The organism is Micromonospora ureilytica, from assembly GCF_015751765.1.
GTDB classification, from domain to species: domain Bacteria; phylum Actinomycetota; class Actinomycetes; order Mycobacteriales; family Micromonosporaceae; genus Micromonospora; species Micromonospora ureilytica.
This window is the reverse complement of sequence record NZ_JADOTX010000001.1, coordinates 5,930,211-5,946,492: the sequence shown is the minus strand read 5'-3', so window position 1 is coordinate 5,946,492 and position 16,282 is coordinate 5,930,211. Positions and strand designations below refer to the sequence as shown.

Here is a 16,282-nt window from a genome sequence, read left to right as displayed (position 1 = left end):
GCAGGGCAGGACGAGTCAGGGGTGGGTCATCCGGAGCAGGTCCAACGTCTCGTCCAACTGGGTCTCGGTGAGCTTGCCGGAGTCGACGTGACCCCGGGAGATCACCACCTCGCGGATCGAGGTCTGCTTGGCCAGCGCCTCCTTGGCGATCGACGCGGCCTCGTCGTACCCCAGGTAGCGGTTGAGTGGGGTGACGATCGACGGTGAGCCCTCGGCGTACGCGAGGCAGACCTCGGCGTCCGCGACCAGGCCGGCCACCAGCCGGTCGGCGAAGAGCCGGCTCACCGCGGAGAGCAGCCGGATCGACTCCAGCAGGTTGCGACCCATCACGGGGAGCATCACGTTCAGCTCGAAGTCGCCCTGTGAGCCGGCGAACCCGACCGTCGCGTCGTTGCCGATCACCTGGGCGCAGACCTGCCGCATCGCCTCGGCGACCACCGGGTTGACCTTGCCCGGCATGATCGACGAGCCGGGCTGGAGGTCGGGGATGCGCAGCTCACGCAGGCCGGCGCGGGGGCCGGAACCCATCCAGCGGATGTCGTTGGCGATCTTGTAGAGGCCGATCGCCGCGGTCCGCAACTGCCCCGAGGTCTCCACCAGCGCGTCCCGCGCGCCCTGCGCCTCGAAGTGGTTACGCGCCTCGCTCAGCGGCAACCCGGTCGACTCGCGCAGCTTGTCGATCACGGCGGCGGCGAAACCGAGCGGGGTGTTGATCCCGGTGCCCACGGCGGTGCCGCCCAACGGCAGCTCGGCCAGTCGGGGCAGCGCGCCCTCCAGCCGTTCGATGCCGTAGCGGACCTGGGCGGCGTAACCGCCGAACTCCTGGCCGAGGGTGACCGGCGTGGCGTCCATCAGGTGGGTACGCCCGGCCTTGACCACCGTCTCGAACTCCGCGGCCTTGGCCTCCAGCGCGGCCGCCAGATGCGCCAGCGACGGCAGCAGGTCCTCCACGATGAACTGGGTGGCCGCCAGGTGGATCGAGGACGGGAAGACGTCGTTGCTCGACTGGGAGGCGTTGACGTGGTCGTTCGGGTGCACCGGTGAGCCCAGCTCACGGCTCGCCAGGGTGGCGATGACCTCGTTGGTGTTCATGTTCGACGACGTGCCCGAGCCGGTCTGGAACACGTCCACCGGGAACTGGTCGTCGTAACCGCCGTCGGCCACGTGCGCGGCGGCGGCGGCGATCGCGGCGGCCACGTTGGCGTCGATCACGCCCAGCTCGCCGCTGACCTCGGCGGCCGCGCCCTTGATCTGGGCGAGGGCCTTGATCTGGGCCGGTTCGAGGCCCCGGCCGGAAATCGGGAAATTCTGCACCGCACGCTGGGTCTGCGCCCGCCACAGCGCCTCGGCGGGCACCTCCACCTCGCCCATCGAGTCACGTTCGATGCGGTAACCGGTCGCCTCTGGAGTCGTCACGCGTACCATCCTGCCGCGCCCGTGGCCGACTCGCAGATGATCCGTCAGCCCAACTCGGTGAGCAGCCGTTCCACCTCGTGCTGTTCCGGCGACTCGATCTGCCGGAACAGGGCCAGCGCCCGGGTCAGGTGCGCCCGCGCCGCCGCCGGATCGGTCGCCAGCAAACAGCGGGCGATGCCCTCCAGCGCCCGACCCTGCTCGTGTAGGGAACCCAGCCCGGTGGCGTCGACGAGCACCCGACGATGCAGGTCGAGGGCGCTGCTCACGTCCCCCTGGTCCAGGATGGCTCGGGCCAGCAGGTTGCGCGAGCCGCACTGGCCGATGCGATCCCCCGCCTCGGTCATCGCGACCAGTGCCGCACGGTGCAGGTCGGCGGCCCGTTCCGGACGGCCAGCCTCCCGTTCCATCATCCCGATCTCGTTCAACACCTCACCTTCGCCAAACCGGGTGCCCACCTCTCGCTTGACGCGCAGCGCCACCCGCAGCAACCGCTCGGCCGGCACCACGTCACCCATCCGATGCCGGATCATCCCGAGGTGCCCGAGGGCGTTGCCGATCCGGCGCGGGTCGCCGATCTCGCGAGCGATCCCCAGGTGCCGCCGGGCGGTGTGTAGCGCCTCGTCGTGCCGTCCCCAGAGCAGCAGGGTCATCGTCAGGTTGTTGAGTTCGTTCGCCAGCGCTGCCGTGTTGCGCATCCGCGTCGCCAACGCCCGGGCGTCGTCGTAGCGCTCCCGGGCCCTCCGGAACTGGTAGTTGGCGGCGTACGAGGTGCCCAGGTTGCCGAGGGTGTTGCGGAACTCGCGGCGCAGACCGAGCCGGCGGAAAATCTCCAGTGACCTCTCCATCAACCGGATCGACTCGGGAAAATCACCCAGCCGGTAATGGGCCGAGGCGAGATAGTTGAGCATCGTCGCCACCGCCCGGTCGTCGCCCAACTCCTCGGCGGCGCGCAGTCCCGCGGAATGTGTCTCGATCAACTCGTCTAGGCGGCCGCCCTCGAACTGGGCGTGCCAGCAGGCCCTCGCCAACTGCCAGCACTGCTGGAGGAACCCCTCGGTCTCCGCCAACCGGACCAGGGCGGTCCACAGGGCAAGGTTCTCGTCGAGCCAGGCTCGACCCTGCTCGGCGACGATCGTGACCAGGTCAGCACGTATCGGCACCGTCACCAAGATCAGCGATTGGGCCGAGGTGAGTTCCCTCTTGCGGGCGATCGCCGTGGCGACGTGCAGGTGGTGATCGAGCAGACGCTCGATGGCGTCCCGCCGCTCGCCTGCCCGCTCCGGATCGGCGACCAGCGTCCGCGCGTACTCCCGGACCAGGTCGTGCAACCGGTACCGGCCGGATTCCGCCTCCTCCACCAGGTGCGCGTCCACCAACTCGTCGAGCAGGTCCTGCGCCTCGGGCAGGGGCAGTTCGGCCAGTACGGCGGTGACCGAGTTGTCGAACCGTACTCCCGGGTGCAGGCCCAGCAACCGGAACGCACGCCGCGCGACCGGTGACACCTGGGCGTACGACAGGGCGAAGGCCCGACCGACGGACCGTTCGCCGGCTTCGAACTCGGCCAATGGATCCGGCCGGGTACTCAGCCGCTCGGCCAGGTCGGCGATGCGCCAACGGGGTCGGTGCGCCAGTCGGGCACCGGCCAGCCGGATGGCCAGCGGCAGGTGTCCGCAGCGTCGGACGACCTCGGTGGCCGCCTCCGGCTCGGCCGCCACCCGGGCCACGCCGACGACCTGCCCGAGCAACTCGACCGCCTCGTCGCTGTCGAGCACGGGCAGCGACGACGGTCGCCCCTCATCCACCCCGACCAGCCGGCGACGGCTGGTGATCAGGATCAGGCAGTGCGAGCCGTTGGGCAGCAGCGGTGTCACCTGGTCGGCGGTGGCCGCGTTGTCCAGCACCAGCAGGGCCCGCAGGCCGGACAGCTCGGTGCGCCAGAGCGCCAACCGATCGTCCAGGTTCGTCGGCACCCGCTCGGCGGGCACGCCGAGCTGCCGCAGGAGCGTGGCCACCGCCGCGGCCGGCGTCAACGGGGTGCGCTCGCTGTGCCCGTGCAGGTCGATGTAGAGCTGGGCGTCCGGGTAGTCGTCTGCGAGAGCGGTGGCGAGATGCACCGCGAGGGTGGTCTTGCCGCTGCCCGCCATGCCGTCGATGAGCTGGATCCGGGCCCCGGCCTCCACCTCCTTGACCAGGCGGGCCAGCGTCTGCTGCCGGCCGGTGAAGTCACCGATCGCCCGGGGCAGCGAGCGGACCGGAGCGGTCGGCCGCGCTTCCCGACCGGCCAGGGCGAGGTCACCGGCGAGCACCCGCTGGTGCAGCTCCTGCAACTCGGCGCCCGGCTCGATGCCCAGCTCGTCGGCGTAGGTCCGCCGGCCCTCCCGGTAGACCGCCAGCGCGTCGGCCTGCCGTCCGACCGAGGACAGTGCCAGCATCAGTTGTCCGCGCAGCCGCTCCCGCACCGGGTGCTGGTCGACGCTCTCGGCGAGTTCGCCGATCAGCTCGGCGGCCCGCCCGAGGCGCAGCTCGACGTCGACGCACTCCTCCAGCGCGGTGAGACGCTGCTCGTCGAGTGCCTGTGCACGGCGGCGGACGCTCCGGCTCGGGATTCCACCCAGCGCCGGCCCGCGCCACAACGCCAAGGCGGCGCGGAATTCGGCACGCGCGTCGACCAGGCGACCGGCCGTGGCGGCGGCTCGCGCCGCCTCCACACCCCGGGCGAAGACCTCGGCGTCGAGGTCGTTCGGTGCGGTACGCACGCCGTACCCCGCCGGGTCGGTGACGATGAGTTCCGGTGCCAGCCCGAGTTCGGTCAACCGGCGACGCAACCGCGACACGCAGGTCTGCAACTGGGCGCGGGCGGTGGCCGGCGGTCGGTCATCCCACACCGCGTCGACCAGCTCGTCGACCGGCACGAGCCGGCCGGCCCGCAACAAGAGCATGGCGAGCACGATCCGGTCGCGGCCGGCGGTGACAGTGGACTCGCCACCGCCCACCCGCAGGGGCCCCAGGATCCCGAACCGCATCTGCTCTCCCGCGTCAATGGTGCAACTTCCAGCAGCGTAGTCCCGCGGTGACGGACCGCCTCGGTCAGGCGAGAGTGATCTGAGAGCGGATCGACAGCGGTGCCCAGCACACTCATTCCGAGTTGTCGGTGACGGCATCCGACGGGGGCGGTACGCCCGTCCCACCCCCCATGTGGGGCGGGCGTACCGATGTCGGCAGAGCTCGACGACAGAACGGGCGCCGGGCGAGTTCGCCCGGCGCCCGTTCCCATACCTGTCGGGTCAGCGGCGGCCGACGGTGAGCACCGGCTTGGTGACCTCGGCGAAGAAGTCGTTGCCCTTGTCGTCGACCACGATGAAGGCGGGGAAGTCCTCGACCTCGATCTTCCAGACCGCCTCCATGCCCAGCTCCGCGTACTCGAGCACCTCGACGTGCTTGATGCAGTCCTGAGCGAGGCGGGCCGCGGGGCCGCCGATCGAGCCGAGGTAGAAGCCGCCGTGCTGCTGGCAGGAGCGGGTCACCTGACCGGACCGGTTGCCCTTGGCCAGCATCACCTGCGAACCGCCGGCGGCCTGGAACTTCTCCACGTAGGCGTCCATCCGGCCGGCCGTGGTCGGCCCGAACGAGCCGGACGCGTACCCCTCGGGGGTCTTCGCCGGGCCGGCGTAGTAGACCGCGTGGTCACGCAGGTACTGCGGCATCGGCTCACCGGCATCCAAGCGCTCTGCGATCTTGGCGTGGGCGATGTCCCGGGCGACCACGAGCGGCCCGGAGAGCGAGAGGCGCGTCTTCACCGGGTACTTCGACAGCTCCGCGCGGATCTCGTCCATCGGCCGGTTCAGGTCGACCCGGACGACCAGCTCGGCGTCGAGCGAATCGTCGGTGACGTCGGGCAGGAACCGCGCCGGGTCGGTTTCGAGGCGCTCCAGCCACACACCCGACGGGGTGATCTTGGCGACGGCCTGACGGTCCGCCGAGCAGGAGACGGCGATCGCCACCGGGCAGGACGCGCCGTGCCGGGGCAACCGGACCACCCGTACGTCGTGGCAGAAGTACCGCCCACCAAACTGCGCGCCGATGCCGAAGTTGCGGGTCAGCTCCAGCACCTCCGCCTCCAGCTCCAGGTCGCGGAAGCCGTGCGCGCTCATCGAACCCGCTGTCGGCAGCGCGTCGAGGTACTTGGCGCTGGCGTACTTCGCGGTCTTCAGCGCGTACTCGGCGGAGGTGCCGCCGATGACGACGGCCAGGTGGTACGGCGGGCAGGCGGCGGTGCCGATCAGCCGCAGCTTCTCCTCCAGGAACTGCATCATCCGCGTCGGGTTGAGCAGCGCCTTCGTCTCCTGGTAGAGGTACGACTTGTTGGCCGAGCCACCGCCCTTGGCCATGAACAGGAACTTGTACGCGTCGGGGTGCCCGTCCGGGTCCTCGGCGTACAGGTCCACCTGGGCGGGCAGGTTGCTGCCGGTGTTCCGCTCGTCCCACATGGTCAGCGGGGCGAGCTGGGAGTAGCGCAGGTTGAGCTTGGTGTACGCCTGGTAGACGCCCCGGGAGATGGCCTCCGCGTCGGCGCCGTCGGTCAGCACGTGCCGACCGCGTTTACCCATCACGATGGCGGTGCCGGTGTCCTGGCACATGGGCAGGACACCGCCGGCGGCGATGTTGGCGTTGCGCAGCAGATCCAGCGCGACGAACCTGTCGTTCGGCGAGGCGGCCGGGTCGTCGATGATCGACCGGAGCTGCGCCAGGTGCGCGGGGCGCAGGAAGTGCGCGATGTCGTGCATCGCCTCGGCGGTCAGCGCGGTGAGCGCGGCCGGCTCCACGGTGAGGAACCGGCGGCCTCCCGGGCCGTGTACGACGTCCACGCCCTCGTCGGTGACCAGGCGATAGTCCGTCTGGTCCGGGCCGGTCGGCAGCAGAGGGGCGTACGAGAATGCGGCGGCACTGCTCATGAGCGGCAAGCCTAGGGCAGACCGGTCGATCACTCCCACCCGCCGGGCGGGTCCTGGGACGCCGCTCTCATCCGCCAGGCGTGCCGGGCCCCGCTTCCGTGCTGATCATCAGGCGAACCGCCCGCTCAGCCGTCCTTGCCGCCGCCCGGGTCGGGGCAGAGTTCCCCCTTCGGCCCGCAGTCGCCGTCGTCCTGCCCGCCGGGGCCGGTGCTTCCCGGCCGGGGATTCCCACCGTCGCTGGGCGGTCGGGTGGGCGAGTTTCCGGACGCGCCGAAGCGGACGTACCCGATCTCCCGCCCCTCGCCGATGATCATGCCCTGTGATCCGACGGCGAGGGCGTTCGCCGAGGTGCGCAGGGCGGCCAACTCCTTGCCGGTGCGCGGGTCCAGTGCCACCAGCCGGGACGGCTTCTCGTCGGCCACCACCGCCGCGTACGGGGTGAGCGCGGCACCGGCCTTGCCGCTGGCCTGTCGCGTCCAGAGCACCTTCTCGGTGCCCAGCTCACGCGCGATCACCGAGCGCTTGTCGGCGGCCCGGAACACCGCCAGTCGGTCGTCCACCGCGATCAACTTGGTGCCCGAATCACCGACCCAGAGCAGCCGCCCGTCGTACCCGTCGATGACCGCCTCGCGGCCGTCCGGAGCGACGCCGATCAGCACGTTCCGCGCACCCTGCGGGTCCTCGCGTTGCACACAGCCGGCGGAGTCGGCGGTGCGCAGGTTGACGCCGGCCCGCTGCCAGGCCTCCTGCCCGGTAGCCGAGTCCCGGGCGGAGATGGCGAAGTAACAGGTGCCGTCCTGGGATCGGGCGGCGACCCGGAGCAGCCGGCCGCCCACCACGGAGAGCCGCTCGTCCCGGCTGGGCTCGACGTTCTGCAACACCCGGCCGGTGGCGGTGTCGACCACGTGGACCCGACCGTCGACCGGGAAGCCGAGCAGCGGCGGCGCGGCCTCCGCCCCGGCCACGCCGTCGTCGATCCGGGTGGCGGTGAGCCGGCGGGTGCCCCGCAGGCCCGGGTTGTCGGCGAGCAGGCCGCTGTGCACCCCGGGCAGGAAGGCCGTCCAGAGCGGCGCGGTGCCGCGCGGGTCCCAGGCGCTCAGGGTGCAGTCGGTGGCGTCCGTGCACCGGGCGTCGAGGAGCAGGTTGCGGTACGTCCAGACCGCCACCGCGTCGTCGTCACGTCGCCGGGTCACCCCGGTCGTCGGGTCGAGCAGCTCGTACCCCTTGACCAGGAGCTTGCCCACTGCCACGACCGGGTCGCGGTCGCCGCCGGCGACCGCCGCCCAGTCCGCCTTGCGCTCCCAGAGCTGGGCGCCGGTGGCCAGGCTGCGCGCCTCGACCCGGGTGCGCTGCTCGACCACGACGGCGTCGCCGGCGATGGTCACGCTGCGCGGAGTGCCGCCGACCCGTTGCTGCCAGACCACGTCGGGCTCGGAGATGGGTTCGCTGCGGTCCACCCACTCCCAGATGCCGGGGAACGGGTTCCACACGCCGGTCGCGGCGAGCGCGACGACCACGGCGAGGCCAAGCAGCAGCCCACCGCGCACGCTCCCCTTCGCCACACCGCACACCGTAGCCACGATCACGGATCTTCCGTACGCCCGCGCCGCCGTGTCGCCGCGCTTTCTGGGCTCGGAGGTGTTACAGCGCCCTTCCCTCGGCCCGAACGGCGCTGCGCACCAACGGAAGCGTGCGGTAGGGAATCTGCTCGGCCAACGCGATGATCGTCGAGGCCCGGGTGATGCCGGCGGACGAGACGATCTGGTCGATGACCCGTTGCAGGTCGGTGTTGGAGCGGGCCACGATCCGGCAGAGCAGGTCGCTGGAGCCGGTGATGGTGTGTGCCTCCAGCACCTCGGGAATGGCGGCGAGGTGAGCGGTGACCGGGTCGTGGCCGTGCCGCTGGCTGATCTCCAGGGTGACGAAGCTGGTCACCCCGAAACCGATAGCGGCCGGCGCGATCTCGGGGCCGAAGCCCTCGATGACCCGCCGCTCGACCATCTTGTCCAGCCTCGCCTGCACGGTGCCCCGGGCCACCCCGAGCCGCCGGGAGCACTCCAGCACCCCGATCCGAGGCTCCTCGGCGAGCAGTTCGATCAAGCGCACGTCGAGCGCGTCGAGCTGTACATTCTGCTCACCATTCATGAGTGAAGACCATACCGAATGCGCAACCTGACCAGCATTTCTAGCAACAGTTGCCCACCCGACGCCGGGGCAGCGATCCTCGCCACAAGAACCGACCACGGCGGCCCACAAGGCCGGCCGGTACGCGAGGGAGCCCACCATGACCCAGGCGATCGACCGACCCAAGTCGACCGAGGACGTCGACGTCGACCGGCTCGTCGGCGCTGTCGACCACGACATCAGCCACGACCCGTTCCCGGTCCGGGGCCTCGACCACGTGCACTTCCTGGTCGGCAACGCCAAGCAGGCCGCCCACTACTACTCCACCGCCTTCGGCATGACCTGCGTGGCGTACCGCGGCCCCGAGCAGGGCTACCGGGACCACGCCCAGTACGTGCTGACCAGCGGCTCGGCCCGGTTCGTGCTGACCGGTGCGGTGCGCCCGGACGCCGACGGCGCCGAGCACGTGGCCCGGCACAGCGACGGCATCAGCGACATCGCGCTGGAGGTCCCCAACGTGGACGCCGCGTACGCGCACGCCATCGCGCAGGGCGCCGCAAGCGTCGTCGAGCCGCACGAGGTGACCGACGAGCACGGCACCGTCCGGATGGCCGCCATCGCCGCGTACGGCGACACCCGGCACACGCTTGTCGACAGGTCCCGCTACACCGGCCCGTTCCTGCCCGGCTTCGTGGCCCGGGGCCCGATCGTGGACCGGCAGCCGATGATCGACGCCGGCATCCAGCCGAAGCGCTTCTTCCAGGCCGTCGACCACGTGGTCGGCAACGTGGAGCTGGGCCGGATGGACGAGTGGGTCGAGTTCTACAAGCGGGTCATGGGCTTCTCCAACATGGCGGAGTTCGTCGGCGACGACATCGCCACCGACTACTCGGCGCTGATGAGCAAGGTCGTGGCGAACGGCACCCGCAAGGTGAAGTTCCCGCTCAACGAGCCGGCGATCGCCCGCAAGAAGTCCCAGATCGACGAGTACCTGGAGTTCTACCAGGGCCCGGGCGCGCAGCACATCGCCGTCGCCACCAACGACATCCTCGCCAGCGTCGACGCGATGCGCGCGGCCGGTCTGGAGTTCCTGGACACTCCGGACTCGTACTACGACGACCCGGAGCTGCGCGAGCGGATCGGCAAGGTGCGGGTGCCGATCGAGGAGCTGAAGGCCCGCAAGATCCTTGTCGACCGGGACGAGGACGGCTACCTGCTCCAGATCTTCACCAAGCCAGTACAGGACCGCCCCACGGTCTTCTTCGAGCTGATCGAGCGGCACGGCTCGCTGGGCTTCGGCAAGGGCAACTTCAAGGCGCTCTTCCAGGCGATCGAGCGAGAGCAGGAAGCCCGCGGCAACCTGTAACACTTGCCAGCGTGACGCAACCTCCGTCGTACCCGACGCCGCCGGCCGGTGGGCCCCGACCCACCACCGGCGGCGTCGCGCCGCAACCCGGACCACACCCCCATGGGTACGCCGCGCCGCCGCAGTACGCCCCACCCGGGTACGCCCCGCCGCAGTTCTATGGCGGACCACCGCGACCGGTGGCCCCGCCCCCGACGCTGACCCCGGGCGGACAGCCGCTGGCCAGCTTCAGCGATCGGCTACTGGCCATGTTGCTCGACGCCGCGGTCTTCATGGTGGTCGGCCTGGTGCTCACGGTGCCCGCGGCGATCATCTTCCTTGTTGTCATTGCGCCCGAGGTCGACCTGTTCGCGCCGGACGGCTCACTTGGCGAGGCCGACTTCGTTCGCGACCTCCTGCTGCCCCTGCTGTGGCTGGACCTCGGGATCATCGCGATCTCGCTCGTGCTCGCGTACGTCTACCACGTCGAGATGATGTTCAAGAGTGGCCAGACCTTCGGCAAGAAGATGATGAAGTTGCGGATCGTGCCGCTGGATCCGACGCGCTCGCTCGACCGCCGGGCCGCCGCGAAGCGGTTCCTGGTGCAGCAGCTCTCTGGCTTCCTCCCGGGGCTGAGCTACCTGGACGGGTTGTGGCAGCTCTGGGACAAGCCGTGGCAGCAGTGCCTCCACGACAAGTTCGCTCAGACGGTCGTCGTTAAGGTGTCCCAGTGAGCGAGCGCAGTTACCGAACCAGCAGGCTCAGTAGCGTGGCGCCTCGCGCCGCCGCGAAGCGAAGCGGAGCGACGGCGTGAGCGTTCAACCTGGCTGGTACGTCGACCCCGCCGACACCGAGACTCGGCGTTACTGGGACGGCGAGGGCTGGCTCGGTGCGCCCATTCCCGTCGACGCCACCCCGCCGGACGGCCCGCCGCCGCCCGAGCCACCGCCCGCGCCGGCCACGCCCGCGGCGTCGACGACCCCCGCCTCGGCTCCCCCCGCCTCGGCTCCCCCCGCGTCGGCACCCCCCGCGCCGGGCTGGCCGCCGCAGCAGGGCCCACCCCAGGGGTACGGCCCGCCACCGGGACACGGTCCGGGCTGGGGACCACACGCCGGCCCTCCCGGCTGGGGTCCGCAGGGTGCTCCGCCCGGCTGGGCTCCACCGGCTGGCCCTCCCGGCTGGGCACCACCGGCTGGTCACCCCGGTTGGCCCGGACGACCGCCCGAGCCACGCCCGCACGGCCTCCGGCTGGCCGGCTACGGCCGTAGGTTCGTCGCCCGGCTGATCGACTTCGGCCTCGTCCTCGCACTGAACGTGGTCGTCAACGGCTGGTTCGTCTGGCGCTGGGCGCAGGAGTGGGCGCCGTACTGGCAGGAGGTCTTCCGGCGCGCGGCACGGGGCGACACCTCCGCCGACGGTCTGCCGATGCCCGGTGAGCAGGCCGGTTCTCTACTGGTGGCGATCCTGCTGATCGCCACCGCGCTCTGGCTGGCGTACGAGGTGCCGACCATGGCCTCCGGCGGGCAGACCATCGGCAAGCGGGTGATGCGGATCCGGGCGGTGCCGCTCGCCGCCGACCAGCCACTGGGCTTCCGCCGGGCGCTGAGCCGGTGGAGCACGCTGGGCCTGCCGACTCTGCTCTGGTACTGCGTCGGGCTCGGCCTGGTGCTGCAACTTGTCGATGCGCTCTCCCCCCTCTTCGACCACCCGCTGCGCCAGGCGCTGCACGACAAGCGCGCGCAGACGGTGGTCGTCGAAGTCCCGCACCGCACCGAATCCGCCCCCTCGAACGACCGCAACCAGCCCCCGGGAGACACCCCATGACCGACTCCGGACGCCACCAGCCGGCGCTGCGGCTGACCCGCGCCGACCTGGACGCGCTGCCCAGCTACGTGCCGGGGCGCAGCCCCGCCGACCTGGCCCGGGAGTTGGGCCTGCCGGAGGCCATCAAGCTGGCCAGCAACGAGGTGCCGTACGGGCCGCTGCCCGGCGTGGTGGAGGCGGTCACCGAGGCGATCACCACCTCGCACCGCTACCCGGACATGGGCGTGGTCGCCCTGCGTGACGCACTGGCCCAGCGGTACGGGGTGGACGCCGACCGGATCGCCACGGGCTGCGGCTCGGTGGCGCTCGCCGAGCACCTCGTGCGGGCCACCTGCCTGCCCGGGGACGAGGTGCTCTACTCGTGGCGGTCCTTCGAGGCGTACCCGATCATCGTGGCGACCAGCGGCGCGACAAGCGTGCGGGTGTCCAACGACGCCGGGCACGGGCACGATCTGGCGGCGATGGCCGCGGCGGTGACCGACCGGACCCGGGTGATTTTCGTCTGCAACCCGAACAACCCCACGGGTACGGCGGTGCGCCGGGCCGAGCTGGACCGGTTCCTCGACGCCGTGCCGGACGACGTGCTGGTGGTGATCGACGAGGCGTACCGGGAGTTCGTCACCGACCCGGAGGTGCCGGACGGGCTCGACTACCTGGACCGGCCCAACGTGGCGGTGTTGCGCACCTTGTCGAAGGCGTGGGGGCTCGCCGGCCTGCGCATGGGTTGGCTGGTCGCCCAGCCGGTGGTGGCCGCCGCGATCCGCAAGGTGGCGACCCCGTTCTCCAGCAGCACGGCGGCCCAGGCCGGGGCGCTCGCGGCACTGACCCAGGTGACGGAGATGGAGCGCCGCTGCGCCCTGGTCGTCGCCGAGCGGGACCGGGTCACCGAGGCGCTGCGCAAGTTCGTGCCCGAGGTCCCGACGAGCCAGGCCAACTTCGTCTGGCTGCCGCTCGGCGAGCGGGCTGTGGCGTTCGGCAAGGCGTGCGAGGCGCGCGGGGTGATCGTGCGGCCGTTCGCCGGGGACGGGGTCCGGGTCACCATCGGCACCCCGGCCGAGAACGACGCGTTCCTGGCGGCCGCGGAGCTGGCGCTGACCTGATCAAACTGCCACACTTGTAACCGAATCGGGCCATAAGTACTGTTTGTCCAATTCTTGCTTCTTACTCCCTTATCTTCCGAAGTGACCGGACGTGCTGAGGACCACGCCGGCTCACTTCGAGAAAACGGGGTAAAAGACAGTGCGCATTGCCAAGATTCTTCTCGCTGGGGCGGCCGCCGCGGCGATGGTGGGCTTCCTCGCCGCGCCAGCTGCCGCCGCGCCCACGGATGACACGACGGCCACCTTCGAGGTGCTCGCCGGCACCCTCGACATCGTCGCGCCGGCCACCGCCGACCTCGGTGACGGCGCCCCCGGTGGCACCATTACCGGCCAGCTCGGCACCGTGACGGTCACCGACTCCCGAGGCGCCGCCGACGCCTCCTGGGAGGCCACGGTGACGGCCACCGTCTTCCAGACCGGCGGCGGCACCCCGCCCGAGACGGTCCTGCCCTCTGAGATCGACTACTGGTCCGGCCCGGAGACGGCGACCACCGGCGACGGCACCTTCACGGAGGGGCAGGCCACTGCCGGGGACGCCGCACCCCTGGACAGCGCCACCCCACTCACCGCCTTCACCCACACCGGCGGCACCGGCGGCAACACCGCGGCCTGGAACCCCACCCTGGTGGTCAACGTCCCGCTGGACAGCATCGCGGGCGTCTACACCGGCACGGTGACACATTCCGTGGCGTAGCCCCCGGGGGCGGTCGACCGTCGCTGTCGCGCTCGCCCTGTTCTGCCTCGCCGGTCCGGGTCTGTCGACCCGGGCCGGCGCGGCCGAACCGGAAGCGGGATCGGACGAGGGCACCATCGGGATCCGGTTGCTGGAAGCCCCGACCGAGCGCCGCACCGACCCCCGGGCGCTGCGCTACATCGTCGACCACCTACCGCCGGGCACCACCATCAAGCGGCAACTGCTGATCGTCAATCGCACCGACCAGACCCGTCGGGTCGACGTCTACCCGGCGGCCGCGACCCTGGAGGGTGGAGCGTTCCGGTTCGGCGAGGGTCGCGCCGAGAACGAGCTGACCTCGTGGGTCACCCTCGACGAGCACTCCGTGGAGCTGGGACCGCGGGGCGAGACTCGGGTCCAGGCGACCGTCACGGTGCCGCCGCCCGCCTCCCGGGGCGAGCGGTACGGGGTGATCTGGGCGTCCACCGCGTCAACTCCCCGCGCCGGCGGCGAGATCACTCAGGTTCACCGGGTCGGAGTCCGGATGTACCTCGACATCGGGCCCGGCGGCGAACCCGCGTCCGACTTCTCGATAGGTGAGGTACGCCCGGCTCGCAGCCCCGAGGGTGAACCGTCGCTAACGATCAAGGTCAGCAACACCGGCGGCCGTGCCGTCGACCTGACCGGTGCCGTCACCCTCACCGATGGCCCAGCCGGCAGTCGGGCCGGTCCGTTTCCTGTCGTACAGGGCGTCACGCTGGCGCCGGGCGCTTCCGGGCAGGTCATCGCCCGATTCCCGGCCACGCTGCCGAACGGCCCCTGGAAGGCGGAGGTGAACTTGGAGAGCGGCCTGGTGAAGCGGAGCGTCACCGCGCAGGTAACGTTCCCCGACGCCGGTCAGGTCGGAAAACGGGGCAGCGTGGTCTCCCGGATCTTCTCCGCGTGGACCGTGGCGGCGGCCGTCGCGGGCCTGCTGCTGGTCGTCGGCCTCGCCATGCTGGCCCGCCGTTCCGGCCGGTCCGGTGGGCCTCCCACCACCCGGCCGAGGGAACGCACCACGGCCGGTCGCTGAGCTCGCGCGGCAGTTCGGCCGGCTCCGGCCGGGGCCCGTCAGCTCGGCCGGCGGCGGCGGAGGGCGATCCACCCGACAACGATCAGGGCTGCGCCCAGCACGGCGAGCAGCAGCGCCGACCCACCCGATCCGGTGACCGGCAACTCACCGTGGCTGGGTGTGGGTTGGGGTGGTGCCGTCGGCGTGGACGTGGGTGGCGGCTGGGTCGGGGGCGGGGTCGGCGACGCCGGCAGGATCTCGAACGTGACGTTGCCGCCCGCCGACGGCTCGGGCCGGGCGGCGCTGAACCCGCGCGCCGAGGCAGGGTCAGCGGTGGCCAGCATCGGCGACACCGCCAACGCCAGGCTCGCGGTGGCGGCGAGCGCGCCGCCCACGAGGTAGTTGGCTGCTGTCCTGGCCATGCGCCGACCCCTTCCACCGGAAACCTGAACCGTGAAAAACGTACCCTTTTGCGACAAAGGGAATGGAACGGTTCGGTGTTCCGCTGTCGAAGACGCCACGATCAGGTGGCGGCCAGGATCACCGCCTCGCCGGTGTAGTAATAGCGCCTGTCGTCGCCAGTCGGGTCGACCGGCTTGCGGAGGCGCTCGACCGCGACGAACCCGTCCTCGGCCGTCACCGCCCCGGGCGCCCAACCGGTCCCGTCCGAGCCGACGTTGAGCGCGAAGCGCGACAACTGCCTACCGGTCACCGGGTCCAGCGTCACCAGGTCGTTCGCCTCGGTCAGCAGGTGCACCCGGCCCGGCTGCCCGGCCAGCACCCGGGCCGCGCCCAGGCTCGCGGACCGCCACAGCTCGGCACCCGTACGCGCCGACCGGCCCACCGCGACCCCGTCGAGCACGACGACGGACTGTTCACCGACCAGCGCGGCGCCGGCCGGGTCCAGTGCGGGGGCGGCAACCGGCGGACCGGCACCCAACAGCCAGCCCCGACCACCCTCGTCGCCCGGCCCGGCGGTCCGCAGCCCCAGACAGTCCGACCGGCCGGTACGACAGCCGAGCGGCGTCACCACCAACCCGTCCGGGCCGTTCGGCGGTCGCCAACGCTCCCGCACCGCGCCCGTCGCCGCGTCCCGGAACTCGACAGTGGCCGCCCCGGCGCAGGTGTCCAGACCGATCAACTGCCCGCCGGTGGTGGTGCCGACATCGCTGCGGCACCGGCCGGGCAACTCGACCCGCCACAGCTCCCGACCGCCGCTCAGCTCGACCCCACGCGCCTGGGCATCCCCGGTCACCACCAGCACGACCCGCCCGTCGGGAAGGTCGGTGAGCTGGAGCCCGGGAGCGTCCCAGACGGTCGCCGCCCAGGTACGACGCACCACCGCCGTACTCTCGGCGGGCTTCGGGCCGCCGGTTCGCCAGAGCACCCCGCCGGTCCGGGCGTCGAGTGCGACAAGTTGCCCGTCCGACCAGCGGCTGACCACAGTACTGCCGCTGGCCACCACAGCTGTCAGCTCGGCCGGCCACCGCCGGTACGACCAGTACGGGCTGGTCCGGTACCGCCCGTCGACCGGCTGGTCCGCGTAGACCTGACGGTGTGCGGCGTACACCCGCAGTCTCCCGTCGACGATCAACGGGGCGACCGGCAACCGACCGATCACTCCGGCAGCCGGTCGGGCCGGGGCCGGATAGTCGGCCCGCGCCACAGTGCTCACCTCTGCCGGCGCGAGGACCCGGTGCACGATGACCGCGACGGCCGCCGTCGCGAGCAGCGCCGCGACCGCGATCACCAGCCGCCGCCGGCCTCTCGGGAACGTCATGCCGCACCTCCGCCCGG

At 71.6% G+C, this 16,282-nt stretch carries 13 protein-coding genes; 6 read left to right on the top strand and 7 right to left on the bottom strand.

Annotation, left to right across the window (positions count from 1 at the left end):
• Positions 1 to 15 precede the first annotated feature (15 nt).
• The 5 genes from IW248_RS27180 to IW248_RS27160 form a co-directional block, all read right to left on the bottom strand.
• On the bottom strand, positions 16 to 1,425 hold the full coding sequence (locus tag IW248_RS27180; RefSeq protein ID WP_196929214.1) for a class II fumarate hydratase: 1,410 nt from the start codon (positions 1,423 to 1,425) through the stop codon (positions 16 to 18).
• Between the two features lie 35 nt (positions 1,426 to 1,460).
• Positions 1,461 to 4,439, bottom strand: a complete 2,979-nt coding sequence (locus IW248_RS27175) for an AfsR/SARP family transcriptional regulator (RefSeq protein ID WP_196929213.1) — start codon at positions 4,437 to 4,439, stop codon at positions 1,461 to 1,463.
• A gap of 261 nt (positions 4,440 to 4,700) precedes the next feature.
• Positions 4,701 to 6,368, bottom strand: coding sequence for a fumarate hydratase (locus IW248_RS27170; RefSeq protein WP_196929212.1), 1,668 nt, complete (start codon positions 6,366 to 6,368; stop codon positions 4,701 to 4,703).
• Between the two features lie 125 nt (positions 6,369 to 6,493).
• The gene (locus IW248_RS27165) at positions 6,494 to 7,939 is read right to left on the bottom strand and encodes an outer membrane protein assembly factor BamB family protein (RefSeq protein ID WP_372432772.1); all 1,446 of its coding nucleotides are present in this window, start codon (positions 7,937 to 7,939) and stop codon (positions 6,494 to 6,496) included.
• 70 nt (positions 7,940 to 8,009) lie between these two features.
• Complete coding sequence (locus IW248_RS27160; RefSeq protein ID WP_196929211.1) at positions 8,010 to 8,513, bottom strand: Lrp/AsnC family transcriptional regulator; 504 nt, start codon at positions 8,511 to 8,513, stop codon at positions 8,010 to 8,012.
• Between the two features lie 139 nt (positions 8,514 to 8,652).
• On the opposite strand from IW248_RS27160, the gene hppD reads away from it, so the two are divergent.
• The 6 genes from hppD to IW248_RS27130 all read left to right on the top strand — a co-directional run bounded on the left by hppD (position 8,653) and on the right by IW248_RS27130 (position 14,506).
• Positions 8,653 to 9,858, top strand: a complete 1,206-nt coding sequence (gene hppD / locus IW248_RS27155) for a 4-hydroxyphenylpyruvate dioxygenase (RefSeq protein ID WP_124818951.1) — start codon at positions 8,653 to 8,655, stop codon at positions 9,856 to 9,858.
• A gap of 11 nt (positions 9,859 to 9,869) precedes the next feature.
• Positions 9,870 to 10,571 (top strand): RDD family protein, encoded by a 702-nt coding sequence (locus tag IW248_RS33280; RefSeq protein WP_196929210.1) that lies wholly within the window; start codon positions 9,870 to 9,872, stop codon positions 10,569 to 10,571.
• Positions 10,572 to 10,647: 76 nt separating this feature from the next.
• Positions 10,648 to 11,661: an RDD family protein gene (locus IW248_RS27145; protein WP_196929209.1), complete on the top strand. Its 1,014-nt coding sequence runs from the start codon at positions 10,648 to 10,650 to the stop codon at positions 11,659 to 11,661.
• Positions 11,658 to 12,761 carry a histidinol-phosphate transaminase gene (gene hisC / locus IW248_RS27140; protein WP_196929208.1) on the top strand — a complete coding sequence of 368 codons (1,104 nt, stop codon included), beginning with the start codon at positions 11,658 to 11,660 and terminating at the stop codon, positions 12,759 to 12,761. Before IW248_RS27145 ends, hisC begins: the two co-directional genes overlap by 4 nt.
• 139 nt (positions 12,762 to 12,900) lie before the next feature.
• Positions 12,901 to 13,455, top strand: coding sequence for a hypothetical protein (locus IW248_RS27135; protein ID WP_307788255.1), 555 nt, complete (start codon positions 12,901 to 12,903; stop codon positions 13,453 to 13,455).
• A 127-nt stretch (positions 13,456 to 13,582) separates the two neighbouring features.
• A complete protein-coding gene (locus tag IW248_RS27130; RefSeq protein WP_196929207.1) occupies positions 13,583 to 14,506 on the top strand; it encodes a hypothetical protein in 924 nt (307 codons plus the stop codon).
• 38 nt (positions 14,507 to 14,544) lie between these two features.
• On the opposite strand, the gene IW248_RS27125 is transcribed toward IW248_RS27130, so the two are convergent.
• On the bottom strand, positions 14,545 to 14,907 hold the full coding sequence (locus tag IW248_RS27125) for an LPXTG cell wall anchor domain-containing protein (protein WP_196929206.1): 363 nt from the start codon (positions 14,905 to 14,907) through the stop codon (positions 14,545 to 14,547).
• 101 nt (positions 14,908 to 15,008) lie between these two features.
• Entirely contained in the window at positions 15,009 to 16,265 is a 1,257-nt protein-coding gene (locus tag IW248_RS27120) for an outer membrane protein assembly factor BamB family protein (protein ID WP_196929205.1), read from the bottom strand.
• Between the last annotated feature and the right edge of the window lie 17 nt (positions 16,266 to 16,282).